We start from the raw sequence: 12,870 nt of genomic DNA, 5'->3' as shown, positions 1-12,870 counted from the left end.
CCATGAAAGGCGCGAAAGACTTCGCCGCCATCCGCTCCTACATCGCGACCGCCGCCAAGCACGGCATCACCATGTTCGACGCGCTCAACCGCCTCACAAGCCAAGACCCCTGGTACCCCGCCACCACCTGACCAGTTACGTGCCCGAAGCCCTTCGACTGGTCGGCTTCACCGTCTCGACGCTCGACGATGTGTTCGGTGTCCGGCCGGTGGAGGACGTCGAGTGGATTCACTATGCCGACGATCACAATATGGTCGTCGCGTGCAAGGACGACCGAATTCGACGTCGGCCGTTGGAAAAACGCGCGCTCTTCTACTCGTCCCTGAGGGTCCTGTGTCTGACCAACGGCCACCTGCGGCGCGAGCAGCAGGCTGCGTGCTTTCGTCACAATATCGACGGGATAGTGCGACAGCTGCGGCACCCCGGTCCATGGGTGCTCGGAGTTCAGGAGTCGCGTGTTCAGGTTCTCCGGATCTATCCGGTCGACTGACTCACAGAGAGGGCGGGCGGCAGGCACCTCGAGCGCTCCCGCCCTTACCACAGCGGCCGCGACATCAGCCACAGGAACTACTCCCGCTGAACGCGGTCCAGCGCCGCACGAATGATCGGGACGAGCTGCGGATCGCGCAGGGCCCGGAAGTGTCCGGGTGTCTCGAGCTCGATGTTCGTCGCACCCGCAAGCTCGCTGCCCCCCGGGATGTGGGGATCGAACCGGCTCGACACCGAGGTGATGCGCGCGTTCACCTCTTCGTCAACTGAGAGAGCCGCCAGGATCGCGTCGGCGGGCGCGAAGGCCCGCACCGCCGCGAGGGGTATCCACCGCGCACGCACCGAGCCGGCGAACGGGGTGTTGACGGCAACCATGGCGCGGATCCGATGCTCCGGGTCGAGGTGCACCATGGCGTACTTGCCGATCAGCCCGCCCTTGCTGTGCGCGACGATGACCACCGCGTCGAGATCGTGCTGCACGAGGTGGGCGGCGACGAGGCGCGCCATGTCGGGGATCGCAGCAACGTTGAACCCGAGTCGCCGGACGACATGCACCGACAACCGCTGCCGGTGCAGTCGGACCGCGAGGGGTCGCATGAACCGCCAGCTCTCGTACACCCCGGGAATGAGCACCACGGCCGGGGCCGCCGCGCCCGCCGGGCAGAGCAGCTGTTCCGCGCCGCCCTGGCTCAGCAGCGCCACGGCCTGCGCGTAGACGACGTACGCGTAGTCCATCAGCCACCAGACCGCGTGCCGCCACGATCTGCGCACGTGCCCTCCGCCCCGCACCTCGACCGCGAGGCGCACCCACCCCAGCATGAACCGGCATCGGGCCGCGAGAGACATCCCCGCACCGAAGATGCGGCCGATTCCACGGCGAGATTGCCCGCCCGCGGCTCAGGCCTCGGCGGCCACGAGCACGGCAGCGGGAACCGGCGCGGCGGGGACCGGCGGCCGCTGGCGCGGGATGAACGAGGCGCAGACGAACGCGAGGAGGGCGGTGCCGGCGCCGATGGCCATGACCACGCGGAACCCGTTCTCGGCGGGGACGGCGACGGATCCGATCGTCGTCGTCATCTGGGCCAGCACAACTCCCGCCACGGCACTGGACACCGAGACGCCGATGCCCCGCATGAGGGTGTTGAGGCTGAGCGCTGCCGCCGTCTCGGACACCGGGACCGCGCCCATGACGAGCGTGGGCATGGCGCCGTAGGCGAGCCCGATTCCGGCCCCGACGATGCTCGAGACGAGCACGAGGTGCCAGATCTGCGACATCAGCACCAGATTCAGGCCGTAGCCGACGGCAACCACCAGGGCACCGAGCATCAGGGTGGTCTTGGGGCCCTTGGCCTTCGAGATGCGCGCGGACAGCGGGGCCACGGTCATCATCACCAGACCGTTCGGCGCCATGACCAGGCCGACGGCGAGCAGCGACTGCCCGAGACCGTATCCGGTGGCTGCCGGCAGCTGGAGCAGCTGGGGTAGCACCAGGGACATCGAGAACAGCGAGAGGCCGAACGCGACCGACGCGAGGTTGGTGAACAGGACCTGCGCGCGTGCGCTGGTCCGCAGGTCGACCAGGGGCTCTGCGGTGCGCAGCTCCCACCAGCCCCACACGAGCAGCACGACGATCGCCGCGGCCAGCAGGCCGAGGGTGCGGCCGCTGGTCCAGCCCCAGGTGCCGCCCTTGGAGATCCCGAGCAGCAGGCAGACCAGAGCGGCCGAGAGCCCGGCCGCGCCCGCGGTGTCGAAGCGTCCGCCGCTGCGCACCGCGGACTCGGGCACGAGCCTCACCACAAGGACGGCGGCGAGGACGCCGAGCATGGCCCCCGTCCAGAACAGCACGTGCCAGTCGGCATGGTCGGCGATGAAGGCTGCGGTCGGCAGGCCCAGCGCGCCACCCACCCCCAACGAGGCGCTCATCGTCGCGGTGGCCGCGCCGAGCCGGTCGGTGGGCAGCTCGTCGCGCATGATGCTGATCCCGAGCGGGATCACGCCGGCCGACAGGCCCTGCACGATCCGGCCGACAACCATCGGTGCCAGCGTGCTGCTGAGGGCGGCGATGGTCGATCCGGCCACCAGCAGCAGCAGGCTGATCAGGAGCATGCGTCGCTTGCCGTACATATCCCCCAGCCGTCCCACCACCGGGGTCGCGACGGCGGCGGCGAGCAGCGTGGCGGTGATCACCCAGGTGGCGTTCGACGCCGTGGTATCCAGCAGGTTCGGCAGCTCGGGGATCAGGGGGATCACCAGGGTCTGCATCAGGGCGACCACGATCCCGGCGAAGGCCAGCACGGTCACGATGATGTTCGTCCGCGGTGGCGCGGGCATCGCTCGGCGGTCGGTGGAGCGGGACAGGGTGTCGGGCACGGCAAGGCCTCCGTAAGGCGGGGAGATGAGCGGTCTTCGATAATTTAAGTCAGGCGCTTGACTTAGTCAAGGTCGTCGGCTTGACTGCTCATGTGGCGACGAGCGAAGAGGAGGACAAGATGACACCCATGGCAGCCAAGACCGTCCGCGCCGAACATGTCGGCGAGACCCGAGAACGCATCCTCGCCGCAGCCGAACGGCTGTTCGCCGAGCGCGGGGTCTACGCGGTGTCCAACCGCCAGGTCAGCGAGGCTGCCGGGCAGGGCAACAACGCCGCCGTCGGCTACCACTTCGGGACGAAGATCGACCTGGTGCGGGCGATCGCCCTCAAGCACACTGCGGCGGTCGAGGAGGTTCGCGCCCGGATGGTTGCCGAGCTTAGGGACTCTCCGCAGATCGCGGACTGGGCGTCCTGCATGGTTCGGCCCACCATCGACCACCTCGAGGCCCTGGGCAGCCCCAGCTGGTACGCGCGGTTCATCGCGCAGGTCATGACGGACCCCGCACTCCAGGACGTCATCGCCGACCAGGCCGACGCCTCCCCGGCCCTGCTGGAAACCATCGAGGGATTCACCAACTGCCTGCCCGAGCTGCCGGCCGACGTGCAGGCCGAGCGCGCGGTCATGTCCCGCCAGCTGATCATCCACATGAGCGCCGAACGGGAACGTGCGCTCGCCGCACACCTGCCCACGCCCCGCTCGAGCTGGCACGACGCGGCCACCGGCCTGATCGACGTGCTCGTCGCCCTCTGGCAGGCGCCGGTCACTCCCCGCGGCTGACGCGCGAGGTACTCCCCCGCCTGCCCCAGCTGAATCCACCACCAAGAGCGTGCTCGGTCTGTGAACCGAGCCGGCGCTTCAACGCGCCCGGAAAGCCACGCCACCCCCAAAGAAAAGGCACCTCATGCAGATCGCTGTTGACCAGGAGAAATGCTGTAGCGCAGGCACGTGCGTCATGCTCGCCCCGGACGTCTTCGACCAGCGGGACGACGACGGAATCGTGCTCCTGCTGGATGCGAAGCCCCCGGCGGAGCTGCACGCGGCGGTCCGGGAGGCGGCCGACCTCTGCCCCGCCGCCGCGATCTACCTGACGGAGGACACATGACCCCCCCGCCAGCGTCCTGGTGGTCGGGTCCTCCGCCGCCGGGCTGGCTACCGCCGAAGCGCTGCGCCGCCAGGGTTACCAGGGCACGCTCACCCTGCTTGGTGGCGAGCCCCACCTGCCCTACGACCGGCCGCCGCTGTCCAAGCAGGTCCTCGCCGGTACCTGGGAGCCGGACCGAACCCAGCTGAGGCCGACGGCGGCGTTGGATGCGCTGAATGCCGAGTTCATCCAGGATGACCGCGCAACGGGTCTTGACCTGCCGACCCGCACCATACGCACCGCGTCCGGGCGGGCCCTGCACGCCGAGGCGATCGTCGTCGCCACCGGGGTGGCGCCCCGGCGGCTCTCCGGTCAGGACGAGCTGAGCGGTGTGCACGTGCTGCGCACCCTCGCCGACGCGTCGGCGCTCCGGACCGACCTGCTCACCTGCCGGCGGCTCGTCGTCGTCGGGGAGGGCGTGCTGGGGTCGGAGATCGCGGCCACCGCGCGCGGCATGGGCGTGCAGGTCACCATGGCGGGACCGCAGACGGCACCGATGGCGACCCAGTTCGGCCCCGCGATGGCCAGCCTGCTGGGCAACCTGCACCTGGAGCGGGGCGTGGTCCTGCGGCTGGGAACCGGCGTCGACGGGCTGGTCGGGCGCGACGGCCGGGTCAGCGGCGTGCGCCTGGCGAGCGGCGAGGTGCTCCCCGCCGACGTCGTCGTGGTGGCCATCGGGTCCATCCCGGCCACGGCGTGGCTGGCCGACAGCGGACTCGAGATCCAGAACGGACTGGTCTGCGACTCCCGTTGCCGGGCCGGCGACGGCATCTACGGGGTCGGCGACGTGGCGCGCTGGCAGCACCAGACCCTCGATGTCCTGATGCGGCTGGAGAACCGGACCAACGCCACGGAGCAGGCCGCCGCGGTAGCGGCCAACATCCTCGGTGCCGAGCTGCCGTACTGCCCCGTGCCCTACTTCTGGACCGACCAGTTCGACGCCAAGATCCAGGCGCACGGGGTGCTGCCCGCCGGCGCCGAGATGACGGTCGTGGAGGGTGACGCCGCCGCGCGCCGCTTCGTTGCCCTGTTCCACCGGGGCGGCCGCGTCACCGGCGTCATCGGCTGGAACATGCCCAAGCAGACCCGCCAGCACCGCCAGGAAGTGGTCGACGCGCTGGCTCCCCTGGCGCCCGCCCACGCGTAGCCGTCGCCCCCCCCCCGCGAGCGTCCCCCTCAGTCCGAAATGAGAAAACCATGACCCACAGCACCCTGAATCCCGCCGGAACGACCCCGCCCGAGCTCGTGGAGTTCCCGATGCCGAGGGCGAGCGGCTGCCCGTTCGACCCGCCACCGGCGCTCTACGCCGAGCAGAAGAAGGGCCCGATCACCAAGGTCGCACTGTGGAACGGCGGCACGCCGTGGGTGGTGACCCACCACGCCGAGCAGAAGGCCGTGCTCTCCCACCCGGCGGTCAGCGCCGACATCAGCCGTCCCGGGTACCCGCTCCAGGCCCCGTTCAACGGCGGGACGCTGAGCTTCATCCTGATGGACGACCCCGAGCACGCCCGACTGCGGCGGATGGTGACCGCGCCGTTCGCCATCAAGCGGGTGGAGGCCATGCGACCCGCCGTCCAGAAGATCGTGGACGACGCGATCGACGCCATGCTGGCCGGCCCGAACCCCGTCGACCTGGTGGAAGCGTTCGCGCTGCCCATCCCCTCCCTGGTGATCTCCGACCTGCTCGGAGTTCCCTACGAGGACCACGGCTTCTTCCAGGACAACAGCAAGACCATCGTCAGGCGCGACGCGACCGCCGAGGAAGGGGCTGCCGCCTTCGCGAACCTGGCCGCCTACCTGGACGGCCTGATGGGCCAGAAGATGGAGAACCCGGGCGACGACCTGCTGTCCGGGCTGGTCGAGCGGGTCAAGTCCGGCGAGCTGGCTCGAAGCGACGCGGCCCAGATGGGCGTGCTGCTGCTCATCGCGGGCCACGAGACCACCGCCAACATGATCGCGCTCGGCACCCTCGCCCTGCTCGAGCACCCCGAACAGCTCGACCTGCTGCGCGACACCGACGACCCCGCGCTGGTCGCCTCCGCGGTCAACGAGCTGCTGCGCTATCTCAACATCACGCACAGCGGACGACGCCGGGTGGCACTGGAGGACTTCGAGATCGCCGGGATCACGATCCGCGCCGGCGACGGGATCATCATTCCCAACGACATCGCCAACCGCGACCCCGCCGTCTTCCCCGAGCCCGACGAGCTCGACATCGCGCGCGACGCCAAGCGCCACGTCGCGTTCGGCTTCGGCCCGCACCAGTGCCTCGGCCAGCCGCTGGCCCGCCTGGAGCTGCAGGTCGTCTACAGCACGCTCTACCGCCGCATCCCCAGCCTGCGCCTGGCCACCGACCTCGAGAACATCCCGTTCAAGAGCGACGGGTCCGTGTACGGCGTCTACGAGCTTCCTGTCACCTGGTGATTTGGCAGGTACTGCATTTGCAGTACGGCAATGATCGCGTTTGGACGACGACCGGCGTCGTGGCAGCGATCACAATGAATGTGTCCACTACTCTTTCCCTTGTCTTTTGAGAAACATCATGAAACTGCTCTCTTCGCGACCGGCGATGTGGTCCTTGTTCCTGTTCAACCTCGCCGTGGCCGTGGCCGCCGCGCTTTTCCTGGACGGTCCGACGGGGCTCGCGACCGCCGTCTGTATGGGGGCCGTCTCGCTCGTGGCCGGATCGGCTCTCCTGCTTCGTCAGGGGCAGCGCGCATGACCGGCCCGGTGTCCACCATGAAGTCCGTCAGCACCGGCACCCCCGGCAAGGTGGCCGTCCAGGAGATCGAGCGCCCGAAGGCGGGCCCCGAGGACGTTGTGGTCCGCATCCGCGCCTGCGGGATCTGTGGCACCGACACCTTCTTCGTCGCGGCCGGCGGCATGCCGGTCTCGGCCGAGGAGCGCCCAACCGTGGCCCTGGGCCACGAACCGGCCGGTGAGGTGGTCGAGGTGGGTCACGCGGTGACGGACATCGCCGTCGGTGACCATGTGGTGATCAATCCGATGACTGCGCCGTCCGGGTTGATCGGCACCGGCGGCCCCTTGGGCGGGATGCGGGAATACCTGCTCGTCGAGCAGGCCGTCCTGGGCCGGACGTTGCAGAAGGTGGCCGCCCAGGTGCCGTTCGACGTGGCCGCCCTCAACGAGCCGATGGCGGTGGCCCGCCACGGCGTGAACCGATCCGAAGCTGGCCCCGGCGACAAGGCCGTGGTCTTCGGCGCGGGCCCGATCGGGCTGGGTGCGGCGATCTGGCTGAAGCTGCGCGGTGCGCATGTGGTGGTGGTCGACATCGTGCCCGAGAAGCTGGAGAAGGCGCTGAGCGTCAGCGCGGACGCGGTGATCAACTCCTCGATCGAGGACGTGCACCAGCGCCTGACCGAGCTGCACGGCGTCGCGACCAACGCGCTCGGGGCGCCGCGGGCCGGGACCGACATCTATCTCGATGCCGCCGGCGCGCCCCAGGTCATCGACACGACCGTGGCCTGCGCGAAATGGGGCGCCAGGCTGGTCATCGTCGCCGTGCACAAGAAGCCGGTGGACATCTCCGGCATCCTGCGCAGCGAGCTGACCATCCTCGGCTCGATGGGTTACCCCACCGAACTGTTCGAGGTCACCCCCGACCTCGCCGACCACTGGGAGCGCTTCGCAAAGATCATCAGCCACCGCGTCCCGTTCACCGAGGTGCAGCATGCCTTCGACCTGGCGCTCACCCCCGGCGCGGCGGACAAGGTCGTCGTCACGTTTCCTGATCAAGCCGCCGGTTGATCGTCCGTCGCCGGCCGTAGCCGTTCGGCCGCGGTGAGGCCGGGGTCCACCCACGTTCGTGGCCCCGGCCTCGTCGGGCGAATTGGGTGGATCTCGGCCGATTTGGTAACCGGCCGCGTCACGTGTTCGATGACGTCATGAACCTCCCGTTCGGATGCGACCGGTGGTAGTGCCAGGGCCCGGACGCCCGCCGCTAGGCACCTGGCTCGCCTACCGGCTGCTGGACCGGCGGATCCCGGTGGCCTACCGGGCGTGGGCGCGCGCCGACATCGACGGGTTCTGGTTCCGACTGCGGACCTGGTTCCTGCTCATGCTCCCGCCGTACGTGGCTCTGACCGCGCTTGCGGTCCTCTTCCTGTCGCTCCGGTGGTTTCAAGTGCTGCCGTTGCTGGGCTACGCCCTCATGGGCCTGTTCTTCAACAGCCGGCACGCCGCCCGGATCAAGCACGTCGTGCCGCACAAGGGCGAGCAGCCTCGCGACGGGGATCTCATCGAGCGGAACGCTCCCCGCACCCGGCTGATGGCCTCCTCGGCGCTCCGGTATACCGTTCCGCTCCTCGTCCTCGTCGTCGCGACGTCGGTCGTGACCACCCTGTTCGCGCCTCATGCGCTCCACCTCGTCGGGCCGCGCCCGGGGCACGGTTCAGCGCTCGTCGTAGTCCCCGCGGGCGGCTGGGCCCGTATAGGCGCCACCGTCGGGCTCGCCGTCGCGCTCGCCGCGGGACTGCTTGCCGCGGCCCGCGCACGACGACGATTCGACCAGCCGAACACGCGCGTCAACCAGCCCCATCGGGTCATGCGCGTGGCCTCGGCGCGGGGCAAGGTGATCGTGCTCGTGGCAACCGCGGCCGTGGCCGCGCTCGCCTGGTCCGAGCTCGCGGGGATCGTGCTGGAGCCCGGCGTCGTGCTGGGCATGGTCGCGCTGCTCCTGCTCCCCGGAGCCCTGGTCGCGCGCACGACGACGGGCCGCCCCGACGGCGCCGAACTCACCATCGCCGACGCGTGGTGGATCGCGCTCACCGGCCTGCGACCCAGCATCGACCGCCCGATCAGCGTGCTCGAGCCGTTCTCGCCCCCGCCACCCCCGGCCGTGGCCGACTCGTAGCCGTCGAGCGCGTCCGCAGGCCAAGAATCGGAAGAATCTGAGCGCCGCACGCACACATCCTTCCGAAACCTGAGGCCCACAATTCCGCCGCAGCAGCGGTCGTTGCCGTCGGCTCCGAAGACTCGGAAGAAATGGCTCGCGTCGCGCACACATTCTTCCGAAAACCGGGATGAGGCCAGGAATCGGAAGAAATGGCTCGCGTCGCGCACACATTCTTCCGAATCCTGGCTCCGGGTGGAAGGTCGCGTCAGGCTGGGGCTGGGGTTCGGCCTAGGGCTGCCAGGTCGGCGAAGAAGTTCGGGTAGGTCTTGGCGACGCAGCCGGGGTCGGACAGCTCGATCCCCGGGGTGCGCAGGCCGAGGAGCGCCAGGCTCATCGCCATCCGGTGGTCCTGCCAGGTGTCGAACCTGGTCGGGGTCAACCTCGCCCTGATCAAACGGTACTTCGGCTCGAAGGAAGGCCTGTTCAAAGCGGCCCTGGCCGCCACGCCCCGATTCCTCGGAGGAACGCAGGAGTTCCCCCGGGACCGTGCCGGACTTGCGGAGGCGCTCAGCCACCAGCTCTCGGCCGGCGCCTGGCCGGAGCTCGGCGAGCACCCGGTGCTGATGTTGTTGCGCGTCTCGGGCGACGAGAAGGTGGACGGCCTGCGCCGCGCGGCCCTGGAGGACTTCAGCCGGCAGGTGCTCGAAGCCTCGGGCATGGCGCAGGACGTCGACGAACGCCTGCTGAGGGCGCAGCTCGTGGTCGCGCTCGGCGTCGGGGTGGCCGTCGTCCGATCCGCCGTCGGGCTGCAGCCCCTGCGCGACGCGACCTCCGACGATCTGATCGGCCCGCTCCGCGACGTCGTCGACAGCCTGCTCGCGCCGCCGCGCTGATCGCTACCGGAGGCTGCGCCACTCCTCGGCGAGCAGCGCATACTCCAGGCCATCGAGCTAGGCGCCGGAGCGATGCAGCGAATCGCGAACGGTGTGCGCCTCCCGGCGCATCCCGACCCGCTCCATCAGGCGCCACGACGGCTCGTTGTCCGCGAAGCAGCCGGCCGTCACGCGGCGCAGGCCGAGGTCCTCGAAACAGATCCGGATCAGCTCCCGGACCGCCTCGGTCGCGTACCCGCGGCCCGCGTGGTCCGGGTGCAGGGTCCAGCCGAGCTCCGCCTGCACGCCACGCGCCTGGTCGGCGACCTCGGCCTGGGACCAGGCGTCCTGCACGGCGAGCATCAGGTCGCCGATGACCTCACCGTCGAGCTCGACGACCAGCGTCTTGGCCAGCCGGTCCGGCTGCTCGAACGAGGCGCGGAACTCCTCCAGGGTGGCCGGTGCCCGGGTGATCCAGCGGCCCACGCTCTCCAGCCCGCGGAACCGCCACGTCGGGGCGACGTCCGACGGCGTCGCGGCTCGCAGCGAGAGACGTGCGGTTCGCACCGGCCAGGCAACGACGTCGAGCGGTGCAGTCACGGGCACATTGTGGCAGCCGACGTCTGCCGCACCGCGATCGGGGCACACCGGGGTCAGCTCGCCGGCCCGGCCGGATCGAGCTGTGCCTCCAAGGCCCGCAGGTCGGCACGAAGGCCCGAGACGTGCGCCCGTTCTGCGGTCGCCGAGGCCTCGTCTGCGTGCAGGGCGGTCGCCCGCGCGGGCAACGCGGCCTCGTCACGCGCCAGCAGCGCCGCAGCCGCGGCAAGGGTCGTCTCGGCCTGAGCCATCGGCAGCCTCGTGCCGTCCGACCACACGATCGACAGTTGTGTGCTCGCGCGCTGGCTCGGCGGCATCGCCGCTATCTCAGCGGCCTCGGTCTGGTAGGACTGCCGGTCCCTGCCGGCCGCGCTGACGTCCGCGTCGTACTGCGCATGGCGCTGCGCGTTCTTGGCCTCCCGGGGGCCGAGCACCCGCAACGCCGCCGTGATTTCGGCGCCCTTGGCCTCGAACAACGCCTCTGCGCCCGTGTGCACCGCGACGAGCGCGGCTCGCTCGGAGATGACGCGCGCATAGGCCGCCTCGAGCTGCGGGGCCAGGCCACCGGCACGCCAGAGCGTCGTACCGACGTACGCGAACAATTCCGTCGGGCGGCTCTCCGGATGCGTACCGACCGATGCCGAGATCCGTCCGCGGATCGGGTCATCGGGCGCGAGGGACACGATCTCGGCCTCGAGGAGCGGAGTCAGCCGGGCCTGCTCGGCCGCGCTCATGCGCGCCCACGCGGCGTGCAGCATCTCGTGGGCGGCGGCCTCCACGACGAACCCGCGCAGGCGCGGGTCGGCCGGCTCGTACAGCACGATCGAGTTCGCGCGCTCCCGGAAGCAGCCGACGGCGCCGCTGCCAGAGGTTGCGCGTTGGCTGTCGACACACTTGCCGGCGAACGCCTTCACGCCCAGGACCTGCGGGCGGGTGCCGTAGAACAGGTTCCGGCCCTCGTCGGTGAGGTGAGCCTTGTCCGCGAGCTCGACGACCTCAGCAGACGGCGCCGGAGCCAGCCGCGTCTCGATCGAAGACAGGACGTAGTGCGGTACCCCGGGTCCGCCGGTGCCGATCCACGAGGCGCCGCCCAACGTGGCGAGCACGATGATGGTGACGACTACCGAGGCCCGGCGCCGCCGAGGTCTGCGGGCCGGCGCGGCTCTCGACCCCGCCGGCTCGCTGCGAACGCCTGCTGCCTGCTCGACGACCCATTGGGGCACGCGACCCGTGGCAGAGCGCGGAAGGTCGTCGGGAGAAATGGGCACACGTCAGAATGCCTCAGATCCTCCCGACGCGATGCCTCGATTCCTGGGAAAGCGCGCCGGCTCACCGCGGGACGCGCGAGATGACCAGCGCGGCCCGTGCCTCGAGGTGCAGGTAGCCATCTCGGGTGCGGTCGGCGACGGCGTCCCAGTAGGCGGCGAACATGCGCTCGCGCACCGGCTCCGGCTGGGCCAGGTAGAGCGCGCCGATGACGGCGATCCCACTGGCCGGGCCCTGCCAGAAGTCGAGCGGGTCGATCATCAGGGTCCACGCCACGGTTCCGGCGAACTCGACCGTGAGTTCGCACGACGAGTGCAGCCCGGCGAGTCCCTCGACGCTGCGTTCGAAGTCGTCGGCCGGCCCGAGGCGGTTCGGCGGCGGCGCGATCGCGCCGCTCGCGGCGACGACCTGCTGCCACAGCTCGCTGAGCGGGCTCGGGCCGCTGGGCCAGATGGTCGTCGCGATCACGCCGTCGCCGACGACGACGCGGCCCAGCGCGCCGAGGACCTCTCTCGGCTTCGCGACGTGGTTGATCACGAAGTTCGCCGCCGCGGCGTCGAAGCTGTCCTCGGCGAACGGCAGCTCGGGCGCCTCGGCGACCGTCCAGGTGACCCCGAGGTCGGGCGCCCTGCGCTCGGCGATGGCCAGCATGTCGGGTTCCCGGTCGACGGCGGTCACGGCGAACCCCCGACGCTGCGCCTCGGTGCTCAGCCGTCCGGTACCTGCGCCCAGGTCCAGCAGGCTGCCGACCCCGGAGAGCCGTTCGACCCGGTCGAGCACCTCACCGACCGCGCCCTGGCAGAGCCGGGCAAAGCCCATGTCGTATGCGGCCGCTGCCGCGCCGCTCCAGGCCGACGACTTCACCTCGCTCACGCTCACGTACGCCAACTCCCGCTCGTCGTTTCGATTCCCGAACCACCCGGCACCACCGCGCCCGAGGTGCCGACCTTATGACGCGGGTGAGTCCCGGGGCCCCACCCGCGTCACCCGCTACGGGGCGGGCGCCCGGTGGGTCAGGCCTTGTCGAACTTCGTGACCGCTGAGCGCCACTGACCGGGGGCGTACACCGCGATCGTCGGGTTGGCGGATCCGTTCCAACGGCCGAGCACCTCGAGGTGCCCGTCGTTCACCGTGATGACGTCACCGTCCTCGTAGTTCTTGTAGTCGCTCGCGTTGATCCTGACCTTCGCCGCCATGGCTGCACCCTTTGCCTGATTCGAGAACCTTGCGTCCTCGCAGCACGCACCGTACCCGCGCACGTGTCCGCACGGTGCACGC

At 70.3% G+C, this 12,870-nt stretch carries 16 protein-coding genes; 9 read left to right on the top strand and 7 right to left on the bottom strand.

Features of this window, described 5'->3' with window-relative positions:
* The first annotated feature begins 139 nt into the window (after positions 1 to 139).
* Positions 140 to 490, top strand: a complete 351-nt coding sequence (locus VIM26_RS00525; protein WP_331948352.1) for a hypothetical protein — start codon at positions 140 to 142, stop codon at positions 488 to 490.
* Between the two features lie 77 nt (positions 491 to 567).
* Here VIM26_RS00525 and VIM26_RS00520 read toward each other — a convergent pair whose 3' ends face one another.
* Together VIM26_RS00520 and VIM26_RS00515 are read right to left on the bottom strand one after the other, a co-directional pair.
* Positions 568 to 1,296 carry an alpha/beta hydrolase gene (locus VIM26_RS00520; protein ID WP_331948351.1) on the bottom strand — a complete coding sequence of 243 codons (729 nt, stop codon included), beginning with the start codon at positions 1,294 to 1,296 and terminating at the stop codon, positions 568 to 570.
* Positions 1,297 to 1,386: 90 nt separating this feature from the next.
* Positions 1,387 to 2,859: an MFS transporter gene (locus VIM26_RS00515; RefSeq protein ID WP_331948350.1), complete on the bottom strand. Its 1,473-nt coding sequence runs from the start codon at positions 2,857 to 2,859 to the stop codon at positions 1,387 to 1,389.
* A 119-nt stretch (positions 2,860 to 2,978) separates the two neighbouring features.
* Between VIM26_RS00515 and VIM26_RS00510 the strand changes: the two genes are divergently transcribed.
* The 7 genes from VIM26_RS00510 to VIM26_RS00480 all read left to right on the top strand — a co-directional run bounded on the left by VIM26_RS00510 (position 2,979) and on the right by VIM26_RS00480 (position 8,875).
* Positions 2,979 to 3,638: a TetR/AcrR family transcriptional regulator gene (locus VIM26_RS00510; RefSeq protein ID WP_331948349.1), complete on the top strand. Its 660-nt coding sequence runs from the start codon at positions 2,979 to 2,981 to the stop codon at positions 3,636 to 3,638.
* Between the two features lie 124 nt (positions 3,639 to 3,762).
* Positions 3,763 to 3,963: a ferredoxin gene (locus tag VIM26_RS00505; protein WP_331948348.1), complete on the top strand. Its 201-nt coding sequence runs from the start codon at positions 3,763 to 3,765 to the stop codon at positions 3,961 to 3,963.
* Positions 3,964 to 3,982: 19 nt separating this feature from the next.
* On the top strand, positions 3,983 to 5,149 hold the full coding sequence (locus VIM26_RS00500) for an NAD(P)/FAD-dependent oxidoreductase (RefSeq protein ID WP_331948347.1): 1,167 nt from the start codon (positions 3,983 to 3,985) through the stop codon (positions 5,147 to 5,149).
* 50 nt (positions 5,150 to 5,199) lie between these two features.
* Positions 5,200 to 6,426, top strand: a complete 1,227-nt coding sequence (locus VIM26_RS00495) for a cytochrome P450 (protein WP_331948346.1) — start codon at positions 5,200 to 5,202, stop codon at positions 6,424 to 6,426.
* Positions 6,427 to 6,544: 118 nt separating this feature from the next.
* On the top strand, positions 6,545 to 6,724 hold the full coding sequence (locus VIM26_RS00490) for a hypothetical protein (protein WP_331948345.1): 180 nt from the start codon (positions 6,545 to 6,547) through the stop codon (positions 6,722 to 6,724).
* Positions 6,721 to 7,770, top strand: a complete 1,050-nt coding sequence (locus tag VIM26_RS00485) for a zinc-dependent alcohol dehydrogenase (protein WP_331948344.1) — start codon at positions 6,721 to 6,723, stop codon at positions 7,768 to 7,770. The genes VIM26_RS00490 and VIM26_RS00485 overlap by 4 nt, the downstream gene beginning before the upstream one ends.
* 163 nt (positions 7,771 to 7,933) lie before the next feature.
* Positions 7,934 to 8,875, top strand: a complete 942-nt coding sequence (locus VIM26_RS00480) for a hypothetical protein (RefSeq protein WP_331948343.1) — start codon at positions 7,934 to 7,936, stop codon at positions 8,873 to 8,875.
* 247 nt (positions 8,876 to 9,122) lie between these two features.
* Here VIM26_RS00480 and VIM26_RS00475 read toward each other — a convergent pair whose 3' ends face one another.
* Positions 9,123 to 9,257, bottom strand: coding sequence for a hypothetical protein (locus VIM26_RS00475; protein ID WP_331948342.1), 135 nt, complete (start codon positions 9,255 to 9,257; stop codon positions 9,123 to 9,125).
* Between the two features lie 16 nt (positions 9,258 to 9,273).
* On the opposite strand from VIM26_RS00475, the gene VIM26_RS00470 reads away from it, so the two are divergent.
* Entirely contained in the window at positions 9,274 to 9,750 is a 477-nt protein-coding gene (locus VIM26_RS00470) for a hypothetical protein (RefSeq protein ID WP_331948341.1), read from the top strand.
* 57 nt (positions 9,751 to 9,807) lie between these two features.
* On the opposite strand, the gene VIM26_RS00465 is transcribed toward VIM26_RS00470, so the two are convergent.
* The 4 genes from VIM26_RS00465 to VIM26_RS00450 form a co-directional block, all read right to left on the bottom strand.
* A complete protein-coding gene (locus tag VIM26_RS00465) occupies positions 9,808 to 10,329 on the bottom strand; it encodes a GNAT family N-acetyltransferase (RefSeq protein ID WP_331948340.1) in 522 nt (173 codons plus the stop codon).
* Positions 10,330 to 10,382: 53 nt separating this feature from the next.
* Positions 10,383 to 11,549 carry a hypothetical protein gene (locus VIM26_RS00460; protein ID WP_331948339.1) on the bottom strand — a complete coding sequence of 389 codons (1,167 nt, stop codon included), beginning with the start codon at positions 11,547 to 11,549 and terminating at the stop codon, positions 10,383 to 10,385.
* A gap of 106 nt (positions 11,550 to 11,655) precedes the next feature.
* Positions 11,656 to 12,471, bottom strand: coding sequence for a class I SAM-dependent methyltransferase (locus VIM26_RS00455; protein WP_331948338.1), 816 nt, complete (start codon positions 12,469 to 12,471; stop codon positions 11,656 to 11,658).
* A 134-nt stretch (positions 12,472 to 12,605) separates the two neighbouring features.
* Entirely contained in the window at positions 12,606 to 12,788 is a 183-nt protein-coding gene (locus tag VIM26_RS00450) for a hypothetical protein (protein ID WP_331948337.1), read from the bottom strand.
* Positions 12,789 to 12,870: the final 82 nt, after the last annotated feature.

It is taken from the genome of Pengzhenrongella sp. (assembly GCF_036565025.1).
Taxonomy (GTDB): domain Bacteria; phylum Actinomycetota; class Actinomycetes; order Actinomycetales; family Cellulomonadaceae; genus Pengzhenrongella.
This window is presented reverse-complemented; position numbering and strand designations above follow the sequence as displayed.